The organism is Pseudomonas sp. ACN8, from assembly GCF_002303925.1.
Classification (GTDB): Bacteria; Pseudomonadota; Gammaproteobacteria; order Pseudomonadales; family Pseudomonadaceae; genus Aquipseudomonas.
On record NZ_MRCS01000010.1, the window covers coordinates 20,478 to 43,854 of the forward strand.

General features: G+C 60.2%; 21 protein-coding genes. 11 read left to right on the forward strand and 10 right to left on the reverse strand.

What is annotated here, in order from left to right; all coding sequences use genetic code 11:
- Nucleotides 1-5: 5 nt before the first annotated feature.
- Complete coding sequence (locus BSF44_RS07550; protein ID WP_095942967.1) at nt 6-1,796, forward strand: ATP-binding protein; 1,791 nt, start codon at nt 6-8, stop codon at nt 1,794-1,796.
- A 7-nt stretch (nt 1,797-1,803) separates the two neighbouring features.
- Here the strand turns inward: BSF44_RS07550 and BSF44_RS07555 are convergent, their stop codons facing one another.
- The 7 genes from BSF44_RS07555 to BSF44_RS07590 all read right to left on the reverse strand — a co-directional run bounded on the left by BSF44_RS07555 (nt 1,804) and on the right by BSF44_RS07590 (nt 9,048).
- Nucleotides 1,804-3,417 carry an EAL domain-containing protein gene (locus BSF44_RS07555; protein ID WP_095942968.1) on the reverse strand — a complete coding sequence of 538 codons (1,614 nt, stop codon included), beginning with the start codon at nt 3,415-3,417 and terminating at the stop codon, nt 1,804-1,806.
- Between the two features lie 76 nt (nt 3,418-3,493).
- Nucleotides 3,494-4,273, reverse strand: a complete 780-nt coding sequence (locus BSF44_RS07560; protein WP_095943056.1) for an N-acetylmuramoyl-L-alanine amidase — start codon at nt 4,271-4,273, stop codon at nt 3,494-3,496.
- A 103-nt stretch (nt 4,274-4,376) separates the two neighbouring features.
- Nucleotides 4,377-6,353, reverse strand: a complete 1,977-nt coding sequence (locus tag BSF44_RS07565) for a GGDEF domain-containing protein (RefSeq protein ID WP_095942969.1) — start codon at nt 6,351-6,353, stop codon at nt 4,377-4,379.
- On the reverse strand, nt 6,350-7,228 hold the full coding sequence (locus BSF44_RS07570) for an endonuclease/exonuclease/phosphatase family protein (protein ID WP_057712592.1): 879 nt from the start codon (nt 7,226-7,228) through the stop codon (nt 6,350-6,352). Before BSF44_RS07570 ends, BSF44_RS07565 begins: the two co-directional genes overlap by 4 nt.
- 14 nt (nt 7,229-7,242) lie before the next feature.
- A complete protein-coding gene (locus BSF44_RS07575) occupies nt 7,243-7,884 on the reverse strand; it encodes a thiol:disulfide interchange protein DsbA/DsbL (protein WP_095942970.1) in 642 nt (213 codons plus the stop codon).
- Nucleotides 7,885-8,082: 198 nt separating this feature from the next.
- The gene (locus tag BSF44_RS07585) at nt 8,083-8,712 is read right to left on the reverse strand and encodes a cytochrome c4 (RefSeq protein WP_095942972.1); all 630 of its coding nucleotides are present in this window, start codon (nt 8,710-8,712) and stop codon (nt 8,083-8,085) included.
- Between the two features lie 45 nt (nt 8,713-8,757).
- Nucleotides 8,758-9,048: a cytochrome c5 family protein gene (locus BSF44_RS07590; RefSeq protein WP_095942973.1), complete on the reverse strand. Its 291-nt coding sequence runs from the start codon at nt 9,046-9,048 to the stop codon at nt 8,758-8,760.
- Nucleotides 9,049-9,239: 191 nt separating this feature from the next.
- Between BSF44_RS07590 and yihA the strand changes: the two genes are divergently transcribed.
- Nucleotides 9,240-9,884, forward strand: a complete 645-nt coding sequence (gene yihA / locus BSF44_RS07595; RefSeq protein WP_046042671.1) for a ribosome biogenesis GTP-binding protein YihA/YsxC — start codon at nt 9,240-9,242, stop codon at nt 9,882-9,884.
- Between the two features lie 400 nt (nt 9,885-10,284).
- Here the strand turns inward: yihA and polA are convergent, their stop codons facing one another.
- Nucleotides 10,285-13,098, reverse strand: coding sequence for a DNA polymerase I (gene polA, locus BSF44_RS07600; RefSeq protein WP_095942974.1), 2,814 nt, complete (start codon nt 13,096-13,098; stop codon nt 10,285-10,287).
- Between the two features lie 74 nt (nt 13,099-13,172).
- Between polA and BSF44_RS07605 the strand changes: the two genes are divergently transcribed.
- Nucleotides 13,173-13,460: a DUF2782 domain-containing protein gene (locus BSF44_RS07605; protein WP_095942975.1), complete on the forward strand. Its 288-nt coding sequence runs from the start codon at nt 13,173-13,175 to the stop codon at nt 13,458-13,460.
- A 60-nt stretch (nt 13,461-13,520) separates the two neighbouring features.
- Entirely contained in the window at nt 13,521-14,471 is a 951-nt protein-coding gene (locus BSF44_RS07610) for a homoserine kinase (protein ID WP_095942976.1), read from the forward strand.
- Between the two features lie 133 nt (nt 14,472-14,604).
- On the opposite strand, the gene znuA is transcribed toward BSF44_RS07610, so the two are convergent.
- Nucleotides 14,605-15,534, reverse strand: coding sequence for a zinc ABC transporter substrate-binding protein ZnuA (znuA, locus tag BSF44_RS07615; RefSeq protein ID WP_095943057.1), 930 nt, complete (start codon nt 15,532-15,534; stop codon nt 14,605-14,607).
- A gap of 66 nt (nt 15,535-15,600) precedes the next feature.
- Here znuA and zur point away from each other — a divergent pair, with 66 nt between their 5' ends.
- The 4 genes from zur to BSF44_RS07635 are packed head-to-tail and all read left to right on the forward strand — an operon-like array spanning nt 15,601 to nt 18,403.
- Nucleotides 15,601-16,086 carry a zinc uptake transcriptional repressor Zur gene (gene zur, locus BSF44_RS07620; protein WP_095942977.1) on the forward strand — a complete coding sequence of 162 codons (486 nt, stop codon included), beginning with the start codon at nt 15,601-15,603 and terminating at the stop codon, nt 16,084-16,086.
- Nucleotides 16,083-16,868, forward strand: coding sequence for a zinc ABC transporter ATP-binding protein ZnuC (gene znuC / locus BSF44_RS07625; protein ID WP_007989407.1), 786 nt, complete (start codon nt 16,083-16,085; stop codon nt 16,866-16,868). Before zur ends, znuC begins: the two co-directional genes overlap by 4 nt.
- The gene (znuB, locus tag BSF44_RS07630; protein WP_046042679.1) at nt 16,861-17,649 is read left to right on the forward strand and encodes a zinc ABC transporter permease subunit ZnuB; all 789 of its coding nucleotides are present in this window, start codon (nt 16,861-16,863) and stop codon (nt 17,647-17,649) included. Before znuC ends, znuB begins: the two co-directional genes overlap by 8 nt.
- A gap of 37 nt (nt 17,650-17,686) precedes the next feature.
- Complete coding sequence (locus tag BSF44_RS07635) at nt 17,687-18,403, forward strand: PA5502 family lipoprotein (RefSeq protein WP_095942978.1); 717 nt, start codon at nt 17,687-17,689, stop codon at nt 18,401-18,403.
- A gap of 49 nt (nt 18,404-18,452) precedes the next feature.
- Here BSF44_RS07635 and katE read toward each other — a convergent pair whose 3' ends face one another.
- Nucleotides 18,453-20,591 carry a catalase HPII gene (gene katE, locus BSF44_RS07640; protein WP_095942979.1) on the reverse strand — a complete coding sequence of 713 codons (2,139 nt, stop codon included), beginning with the start codon at nt 20,589-20,591 and terminating at the stop codon, nt 18,453-18,455.
- Nucleotides 20,592-20,801: 210 nt separating this feature from the next.
- Between katE and BSF44_RS07645 the strand changes: the two genes are divergently transcribed.
- The 3 genes from BSF44_RS07645 (at nt 20,802) to BSF44_RS07655 (ending at nt 23,323) form a co-directional block, all read left to right on the forward strand.
- The gene (locus tag BSF44_RS07645; protein ID WP_095942980.1) at nt 20,802-21,809 is read left to right on the forward strand and encodes a methionine ABC transporter ATP-binding protein; all 1,008 of its coding nucleotides are present in this window, start codon (nt 20,802-20,804) and stop codon (nt 21,807-21,809) included.
- Complete coding sequence (locus tag BSF44_RS07650) at nt 21,809-22,483, forward strand: methionine ABC transporter permease (protein ID WP_056726718.1); 675 nt, start codon at nt 21,809-21,811, stop codon at nt 22,481-22,483. Before BSF44_RS07645 ends, BSF44_RS07650 begins: the two co-directional genes overlap by 1 nt.
- A gap of 66 nt (nt 22,484-22,549) precedes the next feature.
- Entirely contained in the window at nt 22,550-23,323 is a 774-nt protein-coding gene (locus BSF44_RS07655; protein ID WP_095942981.1) for a MetQ/NlpA family ABC transporter substrate-binding protein, read from the forward strand.
- The last annotated feature ends 54 nt before the right edge of the window (nt 23,324-23,377 follow it).

Genomic DNA, 23,377 nt, shown 5'->3' on the forward strand with positions numbered 1-23,377 from the left:
AGCCGATGAAACTGCCGCTGAAATTGCGGACCCGGCTTTTCCTGAGCATCTCCGCACTGATCACCGTCGCGTTGCTCGGGCTCTTGCTCGGGCTGGTCAGCGTGATGCAAATGGCCGGAAGCCAGGAAGTACTGATCCGCAGTAACTTCATCACCCTGGACCTGGGGCTCAAGCTGCGTCAGACCCTGGGTGATCAACTGATCATCATGCTCAGCGAGAAGCCTGACTCCGCCGCTTTCGCCGCCTCGAAGCAGCATTACTTCGAATTGCTGGAGGAAGGCATCGCCCAGGAGCCGGCAGAAACCGGAAGCGAGCACGGCTTCAGAAAAGCCAAGGCCGACTACGAGAGCTTTATCCAGGCTTATGAAACCTCCCCGGACCCGTCGAATGTGCTCAGCAGCCACGACAACCTGACGGAAAAATTCAACGCGCTACGCAACGGTCTGATCGCCGAGCACAAGCGCGCGCTGGATAACATCAGCGGTACCGAGCGCCAGGCCCGGGAGCAGGCACTGCTGATTGCCGGGTTGCTTGGCCTGGTGGGGCTGGCAGTGCTGATCATCGGCTTCGTGACCGCGCAGGCCATTGCCCGACGTTTCGGGGAGCCCATCGAGGCCTTGGCCAAGGCGGCGGACAATATCGGCCAAGGCAATTTCGATGTCACCCTGCCAATTTCTTCGGCGATGGAACTGAACCAACTGACCCGGCGCTTCGGGATCATGGCCCAGGCGCTGCGCGAACATCAGGCCACCAACGTCGATGAGCTGCTGGCCGGCCAGCAACGCTTGCAGGCCGTGCTCGACAGCATTGACGACGGACTGCTGATGATCGACCGCCAGGGCCATCTGGAACACCTTAACCCTGTGGCCCAGCGTCAGTTGGGCTGGGAGTCCGATCGTCTGGGTCAGGGGTTGGGCACGGCGCTGGAGCGCCCCGAGCTCGATGAGCAGCTGCAACTGGTGCTGCGCGGGGGCACGCTGGAGCGGGCACCGGAAGACTTGAGTGTCGAAGTCGATGGCGAGTCTCGACTGCTGACCTACAGCCTGACCCCGGTCAGCCATACCCAGGGCCATATCCTGGGTGCCGTGATGGTGCTGCATGACGTCACCGAACAACGAGCCTTCGAACGGGTACGCAGCGAATTTGTATTGCGCGCTTCCCATGAGTTGCGCACACCGGTCACCGGCATGCACATGGCCTTCGGATTGTTCCGTGAGCGCGCGCACTTTGCTCCGGACTCCCGGGAAGCCGACCTGCTCAATACCGTGAATGAAGAGATGCAGCGGCTGATGCAGCTGATCAATGACCTGCTGAATTTCTCCCGTTACCAGAACGGTTTGCAGAAACTCACCCTGACGCCGTGCTCCATCGAGGCGTTGCTGGAACAGGCACAGTCACGCTTTGCCACGGCGGCCGAAGAAAAGGAGATCAATCTGCTGGTGGAAGTGCAGGGACCTTTGCCGCGGTTGCAGGCCGACCCGCCACAACTGGACCGGGTACTCGACAACTTACTCGACAACGCCTTGCGTCACACCGGCTCCGGTGGGCGGATACGCCTGCAGGCCCGGCGGCACGGAGACCGGGTCATCATCAGTGTCGAGGACAACGGTGAAGGCATTGCCTACGGTCAGCAGGGGCGTATCTTCGAGCCGTTCGTGCAGGTTGGACGCAAGAAAGGCGGGGCAGGGCTCGGGCTGGCCTTGTGCAAGGAAATCGTGCAATTGCATGGCGGGCGGATAGGCGTCTATTCACGGCCGGGGCAGGGTACTCAGTTCTATATGACGCTGACCGTGTAGATCACCCTCACGCTTCATCATCCAGGCGCCGGCCTCCCCGACGACGCCCCCGGGTAATCAATTCAGTGAACTGCACTGCGCTCAGCGCGCGGGCGAAAAGCCAGCCCTGGCCGAACTTCACGCCTTCGCTGCACAGGAACGCGGCCTGGGCCTCATGCTCGATACCCTCGGCAATCACCTTCAGGTGCAGCGACTGGGCCATGTGAATGATGTGCGGGGCCACGCCGCTGCTGGCGGCGTCATGGCCCAGCGCATCAATGAACGCCTTGTCGATTTTCAGGCAATCGACCGGCAGGGTCTGCAAATAGGCGAGGCTGCAATAGCCGGTGCCAAAGTCATCGATCAACACCTGGTGCCCGACATCCCGCAGCGCTTGCAGGTTTTCCCGGGCCACCACCACATCGACTAGCCCGCGCTCGGTGACTTCAAAGGCAATTTGCCGCGCAGCGACGCGATGCAGGGTCAGCAGCCGCGCCATCACCTGGCCGATCCGCGGAACCATCACATCACACGCCGCGAGATTGACCGAGATGTACAACTGCGGGTTGGCACGCAGCAACTGGCCGAGTTGCTCGAGCAGGCGTTGCAGGACGAAGTCCGTCATCTGGCGAATCTGCCCGGTGTTCTCCGCCATCGGAATGAACAGGTCGGGACTGGTCAGGGTGCCGTCCGGCCTGCGCCAGCGAAGCAGTGCTTCAGCCCCGACACAGTTGCGGCTATCAAGGTCGAAGATCGGTTGATACAGCACCTGCAACTCGCCACGGCGAATCGCCCCGGTCAGTTCGGCGTCCAGCGACTGCCGCTGGCGTACCAGCAGAAACACCAGGAACCCAACACAGGTGCCCAGCCCGAGGCTGGCCGGCAACAACCACCACCAGACCGCCGGGATATGCATGCCGGTGCGTGGGCTGATCAACACCAATTGATATTCCGGGTTGTCGGTGGGCATGCGGTATATCAGGCGTGCCTGGGTGATCTGCAGCGCATCACGGTTTTTCGGTGGCCAGGCCTCGGTCGGCGGCCAGACCTGAGAAGCGCCGAGCACCGGAATCGCGCGCGCGCCATGGTCGAGGACCACCAGTAAGCTGCTGCCCGGCGACAGGTCGACCATATCGGTCAAATGCCCGCGAGAGGTCGCGACCCGAAAATTCCCGCGCCCGAGCATCAGCGCGGCGCGGTTTTCATCGGGTTCGGTGGTGGTGTTGAGCCAATAGCTGTAAGTCGGGCCTTTGATGTCTGGCGATCGACTCAGCGACAACCCTTCCTGGCGGGGGCGATTGGAGCAGATTCGCGAGGAGTCCATGTAGGCGGCTTCGTAGACGAAGCGATAATTGAACGAAACCTGCTGCAAGGTTGCGATCATTTCAGCATCGCAGCCGCGCAACGGTTGCGCTTCAAGGTCGTCAAGACTTTCACGCAATTGACCGAAGAGCTGTTCCAGACGGGCGAGGAAGCGTTCGCCCTGAGCATTCATTTCTTCGCTTTCGTTTTGCTCGACCTGGTGTATGGCGACGAACAGGCTGCCGGCCATCAATAACGTTGCGCTCAAGACAGTAGACATCAGCCCCAGGAACCAGGGGCGATGGAACCAACTACGGAAGGTCTCTCGAGCAGCAGTCATTGTGAAATATCCGAAGGATTACCAATGAGTTATAGCTGCTGATTGGAAAAAAGCCCTGACCGTCGGGCGGGCGTCATTATTTTGTCTGATTCAACACCAATAATAGCGCGGCAGTTTGCGCATCCGGAGTGCCATCGAAGCGCGCCGGACGGAAATGCATCTGAAATGCCGCGATCACATGTCGCGTCGCGACATCGAGCTCGCCGGTTTGTGGCGAAGCATAACCCAGGCGGGCCAACTGCGCCTGAAACCAGCTGATGCTCGGCAACTGCTCGGCGAACAACATTTGCTGGCGTGCCACCGACTGTTCATTCGGCCAGATGCCCAGGCCTTCAAAAGCCAGACGCTTCCAGGGAAACAGCGGCCCCGGGTCCAGCTTGCGCAAGGGTGCGATATCGCTATGGCCAATGATGTCGCGAGGTTTTATGCCGTGACGCTTGCTGATGTCCTTGAGCAACACGATCAACGACTGGACCTGATCTTCGGTGTAGGGATACCACAGGCGTCCGGTCGGGGTGTCCTTGAACCCCGGATTGACGATTTCGATACCGATGGAGCTGGAATTCAGCCAGGTTCGGCCATCCCACTCGCTCTCCCCGGCGTGCCAGGCCCGCACGTTTTCATCCATCAGCTTGTAGATGGTGGCGCCCTTGTCGTCACCGATCAGGTAATGGCTGCTGACTTCACCGTGGGTCAGCAATTGCAATGAACGCTCCAGCGAGGCATTGGTGTAATGCACCACCACAAATTGCACGCGGCTGTCGTAATTGGCCGAAGGGTGGCTAGTGTCGAAACGAGGACCGCTGGCACAGCCGGCAAGCACAATCAGCGATACGATCAGAGCAAAATATTTCATGGCGAAAGGCATTACACACAAGACAATAATGCAACAGTGTAACGTAATGCCTTGCTGGCAGACGGTAATCCCATCGAATTAAACAAAATGGAACAAATAACCGTCAGCTGGGTTCCACCCGGTTGCGGCCGGCATTTTTCGCGCGATACAGCGCCTGATCGGCTCTTTTAAGCACCTGATCGCCATGTTCACCCGGCCTGAACGCCGTCATCCCGATAGACACGGTGATGGTCACCGGCTCTCCCTTGAAGTGGAACGGGCAGGCCTCAATGGAGGCCCGCAAGCTTTCCAGCAACTTCAGCCCCGCCGCCGGCACCGTGGATGGCATTAACAGCACAAACTCCTCGCCGCCAAACCGGGCAATGAAATCCGTCCCGCGCAGCCGCTTGCGCAACACGCTGGCAATGATTTTCAGCACTTTGTCACCGGCCAGGTGCCCGTAGTTATCGTTGATGCGCTTGAAATGATCGAGGTCGAGCATGGCCAGCAACAGCGTGTTGCCATGTTGCTGCCATCGTGTGACTTCATGATGCAGGCGCTCGCTCCAGGCCGCGCGGTTGGGCAGCCCGGTCAACGGGTCGACCAATGCCTTCTGCCGCTGCTCTTCTAGGTGCTCGCGGTAACCCTGGGCCTCCTGTTCCATATGGGCGACCCGCTCGGCCAGACTGTGCAGGCGCGCAGCGACTTCTTGCTCACGCTCATCGCGCTGCTTCTGGTGCTGATCCATGGTGCCCAGCAAGCCTTCGAGATGGTTTTCAAGTACGTGCTTGAGATCTTCCAGGTCCGCGGCTTCCTGCATGCTGCTTTGCAGGCCATCGACCTGTTCGCGGATCTGCGTGTCCATCTGCCGCGCAGCCGAACGGTTGTCGGCGTGTCCTGCGGTGGCGGCCTGCAGGTTGCTCTGGAACGATTCGAGGCGCTCGTTCAGTCGTTGCAGATAGGCTTCGAACTCATGCTGGCCGCTGTCGGTAATGGCCAGCATCAAGGTGGCGAAGTCGTCGAGGATCGGCAGCAATTCGTACCAGTTCAGACCGTTTTTCAGACGATCGCGCATGGATTCGGCTTGCGGGCGATGACGCTCGGGCAATGTCAGATCGTCGAGTAGCCCCAGCAGCGTGTCTTCGATGTGGCTGGCCACCGAGCTGTAGGAGGGCTCGGGGGAATCCGGGAGTGCGTAGAGAATGTCGTGTTCGGAGGGTGCCTGATCGACGGCGGCTACGTCCTCCATGGGCATCGGAGGTAAAGGCAAGCTATCCGGCAATGCTTGCGTGGTCAGCTCGTCGGGGTTTGTTTCCGACTCAGAAAGCGTCGAGATGGTTTCCGGTGTCGGTTGCTCGGCCTGTTCGATTTCTGTCATGGCGGCACTGGCCGGTTGAGACTCCGCAGCCGGGGAGGCAAAAGCCACGACTGCCGGAGCAGGCGCAGCCACGGTTGGCTCGGTCGGTGCGGAGTCGTCTTCAACCCGCTCAGCAGGGGGAATCTCGAAAGTTGCCGCAGGGTTCTCGGCTACAGGGACCAGGTCAGGAGAAATAACCGTTGATGCCCCCTCCTCCGCTTCACGACCGCCGAACAACCGCTGCAGCAAGCCCGGCCGGCCGTTCTCCGTCGGGGTCTCCAGCTGGCTCAGGGCTTGGCCCTGCAAGCCACTCAGCTCGCTGAGCAGCAAGGGTATCTCACGTGCCTGACTGACCCGCGCCTCCAGCTGCTTGGCGAAACTCTTGAGTGGCCGGCTCACATCCCGCGGCAGCGGTAATGTTTGCAATTGCGTGACCAGCGCAGTCAGGGCGGCACTGGTCTGGTTGACCCGGGTTTCCCGTCGCTGCTCCGAGTCGAGCACGGCTTTTTCCAGGCGTGGAATCAGCGCGGCCAGGCCGGCGTCCATGTCATCGGTGCGCACGACCTCGCGCATTTCCTTCATGCATTGGTCAACCGCGCGGTCTGTACCTTCCGCCGCCAGGGTGCTGCGCACCAGCCCGCGACGCAGCAAGTCGAGCCGCGCGTCCCAGCGACGTTCGAGCTTTTCCTGTTGTTCGATGCTTTTGAGGTATTTCTCTTTCCAGCGCTGTGCTTCGTCGCTCATTCATGGGATCCGCGAGGGGCAGGACTCAACGCGGGCAATGCATCGGCCGTGAGCGAACCCGGCAAACGAATCTCTACCGCGACCGGCAGGTGATCGGAAATGGGCTGTGCCAGCACCTCGACCTTTTCCAGGGTCAGGCTCGGGCTCAGCAGGATATGGTCCAGGCAACGCTGTGGGCGCCAGCTGGGAAACGTCGCTTCCAGTTGCGGCGCGAGCAGGCCGAGATCGCGCAACGGGGAATGTTGCAGCAGGTCACTGGCATGGGTGTTCATGTCGCCCATCAGTACCTGATGCTTGTAGTCGCCAATCAACTCGCGGATATAGGCCAGTTGCAGACTGCGTGCCCGGGCGCCCAACGCCAGGTGCATCATGACCACCACCAGTGCTTCCGGACCTTCGCCGAACCGTACCAGAATGGCTCCGCGACCCTTTGGCCCCGGCAACGGATGATCTTCAATTGCCCACGGGCGCAATCGGCTGAGCACGCCATTGCTGTGCTGGGCCAGGCGACCAAGATTGCGATTGAGTTGTTGATACCAGTAGGGAAAGGCACCGAGCTGGGCCAGGTGTTCGACCTGATTGACGTAGCCTGATCGCAGGCTGCCGCCATCGGCCTCTTGCAAGGCGACCAGATCGAAGTCGCCCAGCAAATTGCCGATTTTCTGCAGATTGTCGGCACGCCCGGTGTGCGGCAGCAAGTGCTGCCAGCCCCGGGTCAGGTAATGCCGATAGCGCTCGGTACTGATGCCGACCTGGATATTGAAACTGAGCAAGCGCAGACGACTGTCTGCGGGCAGGCCCGTGGACTCCAGATGATGTTCGTTGACCCGCGGATCATGAAGGCCAACGATGCGTTCAGTGCCCCATCGGCGCATGGCAGTGACTGCCCTTAGTTGGCGGCAGCCTTGTTAGCCGCCCGCTCTTTGTCGATCAGTTTGTCGGCCAGTTGCAGAGCCTGTTCGGCACCGCCGGCAGAACCCACGTCAAAGCGGTACTTACCGTTGACGATCATGGTTGGAACGCCGGAGATTTCATACTTTTTGGCCAGTTCACGAGCCTTGACGATCTGACCCTTGATAGCGAAAGAGTCGAAAGTCGCGAGGAACTTGTCCTTGTCCACGCCTTGGGTAGCGAGGAAGTCGGCCATGTCGTCTTTGTCGGTCAGTTTCTTGTGTTCTTTCTGAATCGCGTTGAACACCGCGGCGTGAACATTGTGCTCGACACCCATGGCTTCAAGGGTCAGGAACATCTGACCGTGAGCATCCCACGCACCACCGAACATGGCGGGGATGCGCACGAAGTTCACGTCCGAAGGCAGCTTCTCGACCCAAGGATTGATCACCGGCTCGAAAGCGTAGCAATGCGGGCAGCCATACCAGAACAGCTCTACCACTTCGATCTTGCCAGGCACGGCGACCGGAACCGGATTGCTCAGTTCGACATAAGGTGCGGCGGGGGCGTCAGCAGCCTGGGCAGTCATGCCGAACAGGCTGGCAGCGGCAAAAACGGCGCTGATGATCAGATTACGCATGCTTTACTCCTGGACAATTTTTTCGCCTCGCGCGGTTGTTTTCAGACAGATCCTGGCGGGCTTGAGTTCTGTAGTGTAACGGCAGCGGCCACAAAAAAGGGCGGCCAAGGCCACCCTTTTTATACTCGTTGCAACGGATTAATCGAGCGTTAACGTTGCAGGCGATCAGCACGCCGTTCAACGCCCGATCCACCGGCCTTAGTGCAGGCCCTGAATGTAGCTGGACACCGCGGCGATGTCTTCGTCGCTCAGCTTCTTGGCAATGCTCTGCATGGGTTTGGTATCGCCGTCGTTGGTACGGCCGCCGTCTTCCTTGCGGAAATCGACCAGTTGCTTGCCGACGTATTGAGCGTGCTGGCCACCCAGGTGCGGGAAACCGGCAGCCGCGTTACCTGCGCCATTTGGCGAGTGGCAACCGGTGCAGGCTGGCAGGCCCTTGGCCAGGTCACCACCACGGAACAGGGCTTCACCGCGAGCGACGATCTTCGGATCGGCGGCTCCGACGCTGCCTTTCTGGCTGGCGAAGTAGGCGGCGATGTCCGCCAGGTCCTGATCGCTCAGGTTGGTCAGCAGGCCGGTCATCTCCAGAACGGTGCGCTTGCCCGACTTGATGTCGTGCAATTGCTTGGTCAGGTAGCGTTCACCCTGACCCGCCAGTTTTGGAAAGTTTGGCGCCATGCTGTTGCCATCCGGGCCGTGGCAGGCGCCACAGACGGCGGCTTTGGCCTGGCCGGCTTTTGCATCACCCGGTTGTACTGCCTCACCTGCAGCATGGGCCATGCCGGAGATGCCCACGGTCAACAGCAGACTCACGATCAATTTCTTCATCAGCTAATCCAACTACGGCTAAGGGTTAAGAGTTATGGACCGGGCTTACTCGCTCATCCAAAGGATGATGGCTTGGTAATCCTCGGCACTGCAGTCCATGCACAAACCACGCGGCGGCATCGCCTTGAAACCCTGGGTCACGTGTTGCACCAGCGTCTCCATACCTTTCGCCAACCTCGGCGTCCAAGCTTCCTGATCGCCTTTTTTCGGCGCCATGGGGAGTTGGCCGGAATGACAGGCACCACAAACACGGTTGTACACAGCTTGCGGATCCTGTGTAGCCTGAGCGCTGTAAAGCGGCATCAAGACACCGGCAGCTAGCAGCCATTTCGTCATAAAACGACCTTTTCAGGGTTGAGAGCGAGCTGCGTTCTAGTGCGCAATCAAGGTCTGTCGCTCTCGTGAACTTCATCCTACGCTGGGACAAAGCGCACACAAAATCTGCGGCATTATATACTGGCGTCACTGAAACGGAAGCGACACTGCTTGCCGCCCCCATTCCTGGCGCCGCCCACATCGGAAATCCCATGCAACTCAAGAATCCCATCCTCGGTCTGTGCCAACAGTCCACCTTCATGCTCAGCGCCGCCAAAGTCGACCAATGTCCGGATGACGAGGGCTTCGAAGTCGCCTTCGCCGGGCGTTCCAACGCCGGCAAGTCGAGTGCCTTGAACACCCTGACCCACGCCAGCCTGGCGCGCACCTCGAAAACCCCGGGGCGCACACAGCTGTTGAACTTCTTCAAGCTAGACGATGAACGCCGTCTGGTCGACCTGCCGGGCTACGGTTATGCAAAAGTACCGATCCCGCTCAAGCAACACTGGCAGCGTCACCTGGAGGCATATCTGGGTGGTCGCGAGAGTTTGAAAGGTCTGATCCTGATGATGGACATCCGCCATCCGATGACCGACTTCGACCTGCTGATGCTCGACTGGGCCGTGGCTGCCGGCATGCCGATGCACATTCTGCTGACCAAAGCGGACAAGCTGACCTATGGCGCGGCCAAGAACACACTGCTCAAGGTTCAGGCGGAAATCCGCAAGGGCTGGGGCGATCTGGTGACAATCCAGCTGTTTTCGGCCCCGAAACGCATGGGCCTGGAAGATGCCTACACCGTACTGGCTGGCTGGATGGAGCTGGCGGACAAGGGTGCCGAGGCAGAAGCTCAGTAAGTGCCGAAAACTGCCTGCGGCGCACGCAGGCAGTTTTCTCGGGGCAAAAAAAACCCCGGGCTTCATATGGGGAGGGAGAAGTTCCGGGGTTCAAGCTCTAGACCGCTAGGGCGGGGTCCAGATATCTGCCAACACTTAACACAACATAGGAGCATCGAAGGGCTTCACCAGCCATTCAGTAACTCTGAGTGGTGGTATGCAAGATTAGTTCAGATTTTTTTCAAATAGCTTTGAAATAACTCTGACTGCCTTTCGGACTAAGCTGTTTTCGCCCCGCGGCACTATGCCGCAACAGAACACGACAATTTTCTGTAGGAGCGAGCTTGCTCGCGATGGAATTTCAGTCGAAATCGATGTGCCTGACACTCCATCGCGAACAAGCTCGCTCCTACAAGAAGGCTCAGTGAGCCTCATCCCAGTTGTTTCCGACACCCACTTCGACCAGTAACGGCACATCCAGTTTCGCTGCCTCACTCATGTGCACGCGAATTTCATCGCGAACCTGGTCGACCAGGTCTTCACGCACCTCGAGCACCAGCTCATCGTGCACCTGCAAGATGACTTTGGCGTCGAGGCCCGACGCGGTCAGCCAGTTATCCACCGCGACCATGGCTTTCTTGATGATATCCGCCGCGGTGCCTTGCATCGGTGCGTTGATCGCCGTGCGTTCGGCGGCGGCGCGCTCTTGCGGCTTGTTGGAGTTGATGTCTGGCAGGTACAGGCGACGGCCGAAGAACGTCTCGACATAACCTTGCTCGGCGGCCTGGGCACGCGTGCGGTCCATGTACTGGCGAACGCCGGGGTACCGAGCGAAGTAGGTATCGATGTAGGCCTTGGCGGTCCTGGTGTCGACGCCGATGTCCTTGCCGAGCTTTTGCGCGCCCATGCCGTAGATCAGGCCGAAGTTGATCGCCTTGGCGCTGCGGCGCTGGTCGGAGGTCACGTCGGCCAGTTCGACCTTGAACACTTCGGCGGCGGTCGCGGTGTGTACGTCCAGATTGTGGCGGAAGGCGTTCATCAGCCCTTCGTCCCGGGACAGGTGAGCCATGATCCGCAGTTCGATCTGCGAATAGTCCGCCGCCAGCAGCTTGTAACCGGCCGGGGCCACGAAGGCCTGGCGGATGCGACGCCCTTCGGCGGTGCGCACCGGGATGTTCTGCAGGTTCGGATCACTGGAGGACAGCCGCCCGGTGGATGCCACAGCCTGGTGGTACGAGGTATGGATCCGCCCGGTACGCGGATTGATCTGCTCCGGCAGACGGTCGGTGTAGGTGCTTTTCAGCTTGCTCATGGAGCGGTATTCCATGAGCACTTTCGGCAATCGGTAGTCGTCTTCTGCCAGCTTGGCCAGCACCTCTTCGGCGGTGGAGGGCTGGCCCTTGGCGGTTTTCTTCAACACCGGAAGGCCAAGCTTCTCGTAAAGGATCACGCCAAGTTGCTTGGGCGAACCGAGGTTGAATTCCTCGCCGGCAATCTCGAAGGCTTCACGCTCCAGCGCCACCATCTTGTCGCCCAGTTCGATGCTTTGCACGCCCAGCAAGGCAGCGTCGACGAATGCGCCCTGGCGCTCGATACGCGCCAATACCGGCACCAACGGGATTTCGATGTCGGTCAGCACACTGGCCAGGCTCGGAATGGCCGAGAGCTTTTCGAACAGGGTCTGGTGCAGACGCAAGGTGATATCCGCATCTTCGGCGGCGTAAGGCCCGGCCTGCTCCAGAGCGATCTGATCAAACGTCAGCTGCTTCACGCCTTTGCCGGCGATGTCCTGGAAACTTACCGTGGTGTGGTCCAGGTACTTCTGCGCCAGGCTGTCCATGTCATGGCGCGTGGCCGTGGAGTTGAGCACGTAGGACTCAAGCATGGTGTCGAAGGCGATGCCCCGCACGGTAATGCCGTTTGCCTGATCGCCGCCGATGGCGCAGTTGGCCAGGATGTTCATGTCGAACTTGGCGTGCTGGCCGACCTTGAGCTTGTTCGGATCTTCCAGAATCGGCTTGAGCGCGCGCAGGACCGTGTCGCGGTCCAGTTGCTGCGGTACGCCGATGTAGGAGTGGGTCAAGGGGATGTAGGCCGCTTCGTTGGCCTGCACCGCGAACGACAGGCCCACCAGTTGCGCCTGCTGCGCATCGATGCCAGTGGTTTCGGTGTCGAAAGCAAACAGCTGGGCGTTGTTCAGTTTTTCCAGCCAGGCATCGAAACGCGCCTGATCCAGGATGGTTTCATATCGGACTTCAGTGACCACCACGACGGCGGCCTCGACCTCGACCTCGGTGGCGCTAAACAGATCAACGACCGGCCCCGGCTCGGCGGCAGCGCTCAGCTCCAGGCGTTTGGCGTCGCGATCCAGGTCGTTCAGCCAGCTCTTGAACTCCAGCAGGGTGTACAACTCGTAGAGTTTCGCCGGATCTTCCGCGCCCATTTGCAGGTCATCGAGACCGATGTCCAGTGGCACGTCGACCTTGATGGTCGCCAGCCGATAAGAGAGGAAAGCCATTTCCCTGTGTTCTTCGAGTTTGGCCGGCAGGGTCTTGGCGCCGCGAATCGGCAGAGTCGGCACGATGTCGAGCTGCGCATAGAGCTCGGTCAGGCCGCCGTTCACACCGACCAGCAGACCGGAAGCGGTCTTCGGACCGATACCTGGAACACCCGGAATGTTGTCGGAAGAATCGCCCATGAGCGCCAGATAATCGATGATCTGCTCGGGAGCGACGCCGAATTTCTCCTTCACGCCCTCCACGTCCATGCTGCTACCGGTCATGGTGTTGACCAAGGTAATGTGACCGTCGACCAGTTGCGCCATGTCCTTGTCACCGGTGGAGATGATCACCGGGCGATCCGCCGCCGCGCTGCTGCGGGCCAGAGTGCCGATTACGTCATCGGCCTCGACGCCTTCGACGCACAGCAGCGGGAAGCCCAGGGCGATCACACTCTGGTGCAGCGGCTCGATCTGCACGCGCATGTCGTCGGGCATGCTCGGGCGGTTGGCCTTGTATTCGGCGAACATCTCATCGCGAAAAGTCCCACCCTTGGCGTCGAACACCACGGCGAACGGACTATCCGGATATTGCTTGCGCAGGCTCTTGAGCATGTTCAGCACGCCCTTGACCGCGCCGGTCGGCAGGCCTTTGGACGTGGTCAGCGGTGGCAGCGCGTGAAAGGCGCGGTACAGGTAAGAAGAACCGTCCACCAGGACGAGGGGGGCTTGGCTCATGAGCAGGATCAACCTTTTCGGCGGGTCCGGCGCTAGAATAGCGGGACCGTTGACGACAAAGGGACAAGGTTATCATGCGCACACTAAATCGCCTGTTGCTGGCTGGCTTGTTTGCAATCACACCTTTGGCCGTCATGGCGGCGGATGACGCCCCATCGGCAGATCCGGATGTAACCATTCGCACGGAAGGCGATAAAACCATTCAGGAATACCGCCAAAACGGCTTTTTGTACGCCATCAAGGTCACCCCGAAGGTTGGCAAGCCGTATTTCCTGGTGCGAGCGGATGGTTCGGAGGGTAACTTCGTCCGCTCCGACTACCCGGATATGCTGATTCCGGCGTGGGAAATATTTAAGTGGTAAGTCGTCCTTAACTTTAATCGGCGCCGGCTCACGAGCGGCGCCCGTACTGGCAGTTTAAACATGTCTGTGTTCACCCCCCTGGCTCGGCCCGAGCTGGAAGCTTTTCTCGCCCCTTATGGCCTCGGCCGCCTGCTTGATTTCCAGGGGATTGCCGCCGGTAGCGAAAACACCAATTTCTTCATCAGCCTGGAGCAGGGCGAGTTCGTCCTGACCCTGGTCGAGCGCGGTCCGGTCCAGGAAATGCCGTTCTTCATCGAGTTGCTCGACGTGCTGCACAGCGCCGACCTGCCGGTGCCTTACGCCTTGCGCACCACCGACGGCGTGGCCTTGCGCGAACTGGCGGGCAAACCTGCGCTGCTGCAACCGCGCCTGACCGGCAAGCACATCAAGCAAGCCAACGCGCAACATTGTGCACAGATTGGCGAGTTGCTCGGCCATCTGCACCTGGCGACCCAGGCCAATATGATCAAACGCAAAACCGATCGCGGCCTGGACTGGATGCTGGAAGAGGGCACGCAGTTTTTGTCGCACCTCGGTGCCGAACAGAAAGACCTGCTGCAGCGGGCGCTGGAAGAAATCACCCGGCAGAAAGAAAAAATCCTGGCACTGCCGCGGGCGAACATTCACGCCGACCTGTTCCGGGACAACGCGATGTTCGAAGGCACGCACCTGACCGGGCTGATCGATTTCTACAACGCCTGTTCCGGGCCGATGCTCTACGACGTGGCGATTGCCTTGAACGACTGGTGCTCGGACGACGATGGCGTGATCGATGGACCGCGAGCGCGGGCCTTGCTCGGCGCTTACGCAGCCCTGCGACCGTTCACCGCCGCCGAAGCCGAGTTGTGGCCGACCATGCTGCGGGTGGCTTGCGTACGGTTCTGGTTGTCACGCCTGATCGCGGCGGAGTCATTCGCCGGACAAGACGTGTTGATTCACGATCCGATGGAGTTCCAGTCGCGCCTGGCGCAACGGCAGACGGTCAATACGCCGTTGCCTTTCGCCCTTTAAACGCTTCGCTCCTGCAGGGTCACCGCAACCCTGCGGGAGCGAGCTTGCTCGCGATAGCGGCGGGTCAGTCAACATTGATGTTGAATGTAATGCAGCAATCGCGAGCAAGCTCGCTCCCACATGTCTGGTGCGGTTACAACGACTCCAGGCACCCCGCCAAATCATTCCCCAGCTTCTCCAACAACTGCTCATAACCCTGAGCAGTCGCCGGCGTGTACCCGCCCAGCGCATCCAGTTCAGCCAGTTTCACCGGCAACCCCGCCACCAGGGTTTCCGCCAGGCGCGGCCGCAGCGGTGGTTCGCTGAACACGCAGGTCTTGCCGACTTCCTGCAAACGAGCGCGCATCGCCGCGACATGCTGGGCACCGGGTTGCACTTCGGCCGCGACGCTGAACACACCCACGTGCTTGAGGCCGTAGGTGTCTTCGAAGTAGTCGAAAGCTTCGTGGAAAACGAAGTAGGGCTTGCCTTGAACATCGGCCAGGCGTTTCTTCAGGCGCGTATCCAATGCATCGAGACGCTCGTCGAAGGCTTTCAGATTGCTCTGATAGCGCGCGGCATTTTCAGGATCGGCGGCACTCAGGTCAGCGGCCATTTTCGTGGCGATGACCCGGGCGTTGACCGGCGACAGCCACAGGTGTGCATCCAGGCTGCCCGGACGGTGATCGTGGTCGTGGTCGTCGGCTTCTTCGGCTTCTTCGGTGTGGGAGTGGCTATCTTCGGCAAATCGGCGCAGTTTCATGCCTGGCAAATCCTGCACGGCGACGTTGGGCAACGTACGACCATTGAGCACCCGTGGCAGGAAACCTTCCATGTCCGGGCCGATCCAGTACAGCAGGTCCACCGATTGCACCTTGCGTACGTCGGAAGGGCGCAACGCATAGTTATGCGGTGAGGCACCCGGTGGCAGCAAAACCTCGGGGATCGCCACGCCGTCCTGCACCGCCGCGGCGATCAACTGCAGAGGCTTGATGCTGGTAAGGACCTTGACCTCGGCCTGCGCCGGACCGATCAGCAGAAAACTTGCGATAAATGCGACAAAAACAGAAAAAAGTCGGGACACGATGACCACTCGAAGAGGCGAGAACGGGTAACATAATAACGTCTCTCACAAACCTCGTCGCCGCTCATGCTAAAAACACCGATCGCCAGCCGTCCCCACGACCACTCACATTGCGTTCACAGCGCTTTGTCCGAGGCCGATGCCCTGTGCGCACGTCAAGGCCTGCGCCTGACCGCGTTGCGCCGGCGAGTGCTGGAACTGGTGTGGCAAAGCCACAAGCCGCTGGGGGCCTATGACATTCTCGCGGTTCTCAGCGAGCAGGACGGTCGCCGTGCCGCGCCGCCGACGGTGTACCGTGCGCTGGATTTCCTGCTGGAGAACGGCCTGGTCCATCGCATTTCCTCGCTCAACGCCTTCATCGGCTGCAATCACCCGGAACATGCCCACCAGGGTCAATTCCTGATCTGCCGTGTATGCCACGCCGCGATCGAACTTGAGCAAAAATCCATCAGCGACGCGATCATCGCCTGCGCCAGGGATGTCGGGTTCGTCGTCGAAGGCCAGACCGTTGAAGTGGTTGGTCTCTGCTCGGGTTGCCAGGGGGCTAGATGAGCAACGCGCTGATCCGTCTTGAGCAGGTTGCCGTCACGTTCGCCGGGCAACCGGTGCTGGACAACATCGAGTTGAGCGTCGAGCCGGGGCAGATCGTTACCCTGATCGGCCCCAACGGCGCCGGCAAAACCACCCTGGTGCGCGCCGTGCTCGGCCTGTTGAAACCGGACAGCGGCAGCGTCTGGCGCAAGCCGAAACTGCGGGTCGGTTACATGCCGCAAAAACTTCATGTCGATCCGACCCTCCCGCTGTCGGTCCTGCGTTTCCTGCGCCTGGTGCCGGGCGTGGACCGTGCGATGGCCTTGGCGGCACTCAAGGAAGTCGGCGCCGAACAGGTGATCGACAGCCCGGTGCAAAGCGTTTCCGGTGGCGAAATGCAACGCGTGTTGCTGGCCCGGGCCTTGTTGCGCGAGCCTGAACTGCTGGTACTCGACGAGCCGGTACAGGGTGTCGACGTAGCCGGCCAGGCCGAGCTGTACAGCCTGATCACCCGCCTGCGCGACCGTCACGGTTGCGGCGTGCTGATGGTCTCCCACGATTTGCATCTGGTGATGAGCACCACGGATCAGGTGGTTTGCCTCAATCGCCACGTCTGCTGCTCCGGGCATCCCGAGCAGGTCAGCGGCGATCCGGCTTTCGTCGAGCTGTTCGGAAAGAACGCACAAAGCCTGGCGATTTATCACCACCATCACGACCACGCCCACGACTTGCACGGCTCGGTGGTCAAGGCGCCCGCATCGGGCCAACCCCATGTTCACGGAGATAGCTGCAAGCATGGCTGATTTTCTGCTCTACGCCCTGCTTGCAGGCCTGGCCCTGGCCGTTGTCGCGGGCCCACTGGGGTCTTTCGTGGTCTGGCGGCGCATGGCCTATTTCGGCGACACCCTGTCCCACGCGGCGTTGCTCGGCGTGGCCCTGGGCTTCCTGCTGGATGTCAGCCCGACCGTTGCCGTCACCGTTGGCTGCTTGCTGTTGGCGGTGATGCTGGTGACGTTGCAACAACGCCAGCCGCTGGCGTCCGACACGCTTTTGGGAATTCTCGCACCCAGCACGCTCTCTCTGGGCCTGGTGGTACTAAGCTTCATGCACGAAGTGCGGATCGACCTGATGGCCTATCTGTTCGGTGACCTGCTGGCGATCAGTCCGACCGATCTGGCCTGGATCCTTGGCGGCAGCGCTGCGGTACTGCTCTTGCTGGTTGCGTTGTGGCGCCCATTGCTGGCGATCACGGTGCACGAAGAACTGGCCAGGGTCGAAGGCCTGCCGGTCGCAGGATTGCGCCTGGCCCTGATGCTGTTGATCGCCGTAGTGATTGCCGTGGCGATGAAAATCGTCGGGGTATTGCTGATCACCTCGTTGCTGATCATCCCGGCGGCTGCGGCACAACGTCACGCCCGCTCGCCGGAGCAGATGGCACTGGGCGCGAGCCTGCTGGGCATACTCGCTGTGTGTGGCGGGCTGGCGCTGTCCTGGTTCAAGGACACCCCGGCCGGCCCGTCGATTGTGGTGACGGCCGCCGCGCTATTTCTGCTGAGTTTTGTTCTGCCCCGTCGAGGGGTGTAGACTTGCTCGTTTTTTGCGCAAATAGAGAGTCGCAGGAATGAAGTCGTTCGCCTCCCGTTATCTGCTCCTTGTCGCATTTTCTTTGCTGCTGGGCGCCTGCCAAAGCACGCCACCGGCGGCCACCGAGGCCGCGGATGCGCGGGCCACGGCCATCGTGCAGCTGGAACAAAACATCGCCAGCGATGAACTGGCTATCGCCGAAGACCAATTGGCAGCCCTGCAGGCCGAAACGCCCAACGATGCTTCCCTTGAGCAATACCAGCGGCAACTGGCGGAAGCCTATCTGCGCCGCAGCCAGAGCGTGTTGCAAAAGGGTGACGTGGATGCCGCCGCGACCGCCCTGAGCCGTGCCCGCGCATTGATGCCCAAGGCTCCGGCACTGACCGGTGGAGTCAACGGCTCGATTGCCCAGGCGCGCAAGGCCGAGCTGGAAAAAGCCGAAGCCGCCCTAAAGGCTGCCGAAGCCAGGCCAAAAGCCAAGGTCATCGACCTGACGGCTGAAAGCACCACGGTCGTGCTGAATATCAACGATATGGGGAAACTGCGTCGCCAACTGGATGCCATCGCCGCCGATGTGGTGAATTTTGAGTGCGACGTAAGCATTCAGGCTCCACGCACCAACGATTACCCCTGGCTGGCTAACTTGCTGACCAAACGGGTGAATAAACTCGACTCTGAGTTTGATCTGAAGCTAGAGCGGCAGATTTTGCGCAGTGTTCCGGCGCAGATGGTTCTAACACCTCGCAAATCTTAAAAGCGTCGCGAGCTTGCCCGCGAAGGCGTCCTGTCTGGCAGTAAAACCCTCAGGCCGGAATCGCCTTGGCCTTCGCCTCCCTGTCCCAAACCCGATGCTGCCCGATCGCGACCAGAAACGGTTTGATCAATTTTACATCCGCGCCCACGATCAATCCCCCATCCGCCTCCAGCTTCAACACATCCAGCAACTGCTTCGCCTCGCCCTGCAAGGCGATAACCTTCAAATGCTTGTATGCCTCCAACAGGTAGTGCAGCGCCACACCGTCAGTGCTCAACAACTTGATCGACGCTGCTCCACCCGGCACGAACACCGCATCGAACGTCACCGACGGCGATCCCTCCATCGAAGCATCGACAGCCAGGGTTTTGCCATCGGCCGTTTTCACTGACGCCGAACTTGGTCCTAACAACTTCCCGTGGGCGCCCTCCGCTTTCAGCGCTTTCTTCATTGCATCGATCGAGGCGCCATCGACACCGTTCGCCGCCAAAATCGCGACTTTCCGCGTCTTGATGCTCTCCGGCAACAGATTGGCCTGGCTCAATGCCGGCGAATGATCCAGTGAGGTTTTGCGCACCTCGATGGTTCCTCGACTGGGCGCAGGCAATCCAAGGTTCTGCGCCACACGCCTGGCCAACTCCAGATCGATATTGGCGAGGATTTCGTTCACTTCCCGGGCGCGAATCGCCTCGCGCTCAACCTTGCCCAACTCAAAGCTATAGGCCGAGATGATGTGCTCCCGTTCATGTTCACTCATGCTGTGGAAAAACAAGCGAGCCTGGGAGAAGTGGTCCGCGAACGACTCGCTGCGCTGGCGAATCTTGTTGGCGTCGATGCGTTCCGGGTAGCTATCGAACCCGCCGTCCTGAACGGAGGCCGGCGTTTCCTTTGGCCAGCCGCCATCAATGGAGTTTGGCTCATAGGAGGCACGCCCCTTGTCGATAGTGGTGCGGTGCTGCGCATCCCGCTGGCCGTTGTGGAAGGGTGACACCGGGCGGTTGATCGGGATCTCGTGAAAGTTCGGCCCGCCGAGTCGGCTTATTTGCGTGTCGGTGTAGGAAAATAATCGCCCCTGCAGTAGAGGGTCATTGGAAAAGTCGATTCCCGGGACGATATGTCCGGGGCAGAAGGCGACCTGCTCGGTTTCGGCGAAAAAGTTGTCCGGGTTGCGGTTCAGCACCATCTTGCCCAGTGGCGTGATAGGGACCAACTCTTCGGGGATCAGCTTGGTGGGGTCAAGAATGTCGAAATCGAAGGCATGTTCGTTCTCTTCTTCGATGACCTGCACCCCCAACTCCCACTCCGGATAGTCGCCGACCTCGATCGACTCCCACAAATCACGACGGTGGTAGTCGGTATCTTTACCCGCAAGCTTCTGCGCCTCATCCCACACCAGCGAGCAAGTGCCGGCCGTGGGGCGCCAGTGGAATTTGACGAACCGCGATTTTCCTTCGGCGTTGATCAGGCGAAAGGTATGCACGCCGAAGCCCTGCATGCTGCGCAGGCTTTTCGGGATCGCCCGGTCGGACATCGCCCACATCACCATGTGCGCCGACTCCGGCACGAGCGAGACAAAGTCCCAGAAGGTGTCATGGGCCGACCCCCCGGTAGGGATTTCGTTGTGTGGCTCGGGTTTGACCGCATGCACAAAGTCGGGAAACTTGATGGCGTCCTGAATGAAGAACACCGGCATGTTGTTGCCCACCAGATCGAAATTGCCTTCATCGGTGAAAAACTTCACCGCGAAACCTCGTACGTCGCGCACGGTATCGCCAGACCCACGCGGCCCCTGCACCGTGGAAAAGCGTACGAAGACCGGGGTTTTCTTCGCTGGATCCTGCAGGAAACCTGCCTTGGTCAGCACAGAGTGGCTTTCATAGCTCTGGAAATAACCATGGGCACCAGCGCCACGAGCGTGAACGATGCGCTCCGGGATCCGCTCGTGATCAAAATGCGTGATCTTTTCACGCATGATGAAATCTTCCAGCAACGATGGCCCGCGGGCCCCGGCCTTCAGGGTGTTCTGGTTGTCCGCCACCTTCACGCCCTGGTTGGTACGCAAGGCCTGCTCAGTGGCATCGGAGCGAAACGTTTCCAGGCTGTCGAGCTTGGTGTTGGTGTTATGGCGGTCCGGGGTATCGGACCCGGCCACGGCACTCTGGGTGGCGGCAGGCTTCTTGGTACTCATCAGGCGTGAACTCCTCAGGCGTATTCCAGTGGCCTAAGTAGTGACTGACGGGCTTCGTCAGCCGTTCCTTTTTTCTGACCTTTGATCGCGTTATTGCCAAATGGCAGGACAAATGCGAAATAAATGCTAAGAACCTCTATACGGACAGGCTAAAATGCGCGCCCGGCTAACCGCTGATCCTTTTCTAACGCGCCCCACAAGGTTCGCTACGTGATCGAGTTTCAAAACGTCCACAAAACCTACCGCGTCGCCGGTAAGGAAATCCCCGCCCTGCATCCGACCAGTCTAACGATTGAGAACGGGCAGGTTTACGGCTTGATCGGTCATTCCGGCGCAGGAAAAAGTACCCTGCTGCGTCTGATCAATCGCCTGGAAAATGCCAGCGGCGGCAAGATCATCGTCGACGGTGAAGAAGTCACCGCCCTCGACGCCAACGGCCTGCGCCGCTTCCGTCAACAGGTCGGGATGATTTTCCAGCACTTCAACCTGCTGGCCTCCAAGACTGTCGCCGACAACGTCGCGCTGCCGCTGTCTCTGGCCGGCGAGCTGTCGCGCAACGAGATCGATTCCCGCGTGGCCGAGTTGCTGGCGCGGGTCGGTTTGTCCGACCACGCGAAAAAGTACCCGGCGCAATTGTCCGGCGGGCAGAAGCAGCGTGTCGGCATTGCCCGTGCGCTGGCGACCAAGCCGAAAATCCTGCTGTGCGACGAAGCCACCAGCGCCCTCGATCCGCAAACCACCGCATCGGTCTTGCAATTGCTGGCCGAGATCAATCGCGAGCTGAAACTGACCATCGTCTTGATCACCCACGAGATGGACGTGATCCGCCGGGTCTGCGACCAGGTAGCCGTGATGGACGCCGGCGTGATCGTCGAGCAAGGCTCGGTGGCCGAGGTGTTCCTGCATCCGAAGCACCCGACCACCAAGCGCTTCGTGCAGGAAGACGAGCAGATCGACGAAAGCGAACAGCGTGACGACTTCGCTCACGTACCGGGGCGCATCCTGCGTCTGACCTTCCAGGGCGAAGCGACCTACGCACCGCTGTTGGGCACTGTCGCCCGGGAAACCGGTGTGGACTACAGCATCCTGGCCGGTCGTATCGACCGCATCAAAGACATCCCCTACGGGCAACTGACCCTGGCCGTGACCGGCGGTGATATGGAAGCGGCCTTTGCCCGCTTCACCGCTGCCGACGTCCACATGGAGGTGCTGCGCTAATGGAAGCCCTGACAAGTTTCTTCGCCAATATCGACTGGTTCGAAATCTGGCTGGCCACTGGCGACACGATGCTGATGCTCGGCGGTTCGCTGCTGTTCACCGTGCTGCTCGGCTTGCCCCTTGGCGTGCTGCTGTTCCTGTGCAGCCCGCGCCAGTTGCTGGAAGCCAAAGGCGTCTACGCGATGTTGTCGCTAGTGGTGAACATCCTGCGTTCGCTGCCGTTCATCATCCTGTTGATCGTGATGATCCCGTTCACCGTGTTGATCACCGGTACGTCCCTGGGTGTCGCCGGTGCAATCCCGCCGCTGGTGGTGGGTGCCACGCCGTTTTTCGCCCGCCTGGTGGAAACCGCCCTGCGTGAAGTGGATCGCGGCATCATCGAGGCGACCCAGGCCATGGGCGCGACCACGCGACAGATCATCACCAATGCCTTGCTACCGGAGGCTCGTCCGGGCATCTTCGCGGCGATTACGGTGACAGCCATTACACTGGTGTCCTACACGGCGATGGCCGGTGTCGTGGGCGCCGGAGGTCTGGGTGACCTGGCGATCCGTTTCGGTTACCAGCGTTTCCAGACCGATGTGATGGTCGTGACGGTGGTATTGCTGCTGGTATTGGTCCAGGTGCTGCAAACCGTTGGCGACAAATTGGTTGTGCATTTCTCCCGTAAATAAGACAAGACATGAGCCGGCCATACGCTGGCAGGCGCCGGAAACGGTGCCGCACAAGGAGTTAGCTGAATGAAAAAACTACTCGTCGCCTTCGCTGCTGTTGCCGCATTCTCGGCCCACGCGGCCGACACCCTGACCGTCGCGGCCACTCCGGTTCCCCACGCCGAGATCCTCGAATTCGTGAAGCCGGCCCTGGCCAAAGAGGGCGTGGACCTGAAGGTCAAGGTATTCACCGACTACATCCAGCCGAACGTGCAGGTCGCGGAAAAACGCCTGGACGCCAACTTCTTCCAGCACCAGCCGTACCTGGATGAGTTCAACAAGGCCAAGGGCACCCACCTGGTTTCCGTGGCCGGCGTGCACCTGGAGCCCTTGGGCGCTTACTCCAACAAGTACAAGACCATTGCCGAACTGCCTGGCGGTGCCACCGTGGTTATCCCGAACGATGCCACCAACGGCGGCCGTGCGCTGCTGCTGATGGCCAAGGCCGGCCTGATCAAGTTGAAGGATTCGAACAACATCCTGTCGACCGTGAAGGACATCACCGAGAACACCAAGGACCTGAAAATCCGCGAACTGGAAGCCGCGACCATCCCGCGCGTGCTGACCCAGGTCGACCTGGCGCTGATCAACACCAACTACGCGCTGGAGGCCAAGCTCGATCCGGCCAAGGACGCGCTGTTCATCGAAGGCAGCGACTCGCCTTACGTGAACATTCTGGTGGCTCGCCCGGACGACAAGGACAGTGACGCGATGAAGAAGCTCGTGGCTGCCCTGCACAGCCCGGAAGTGAAGGCCTTCATTCTCGAGAAGTACAAAGGCGCGGTGGTGCCGGCGTTCTGACCGAACTGCTGCAACGCAAAAAGGGGCGCATCGAATGCGCCCCTTTTTTGTGCC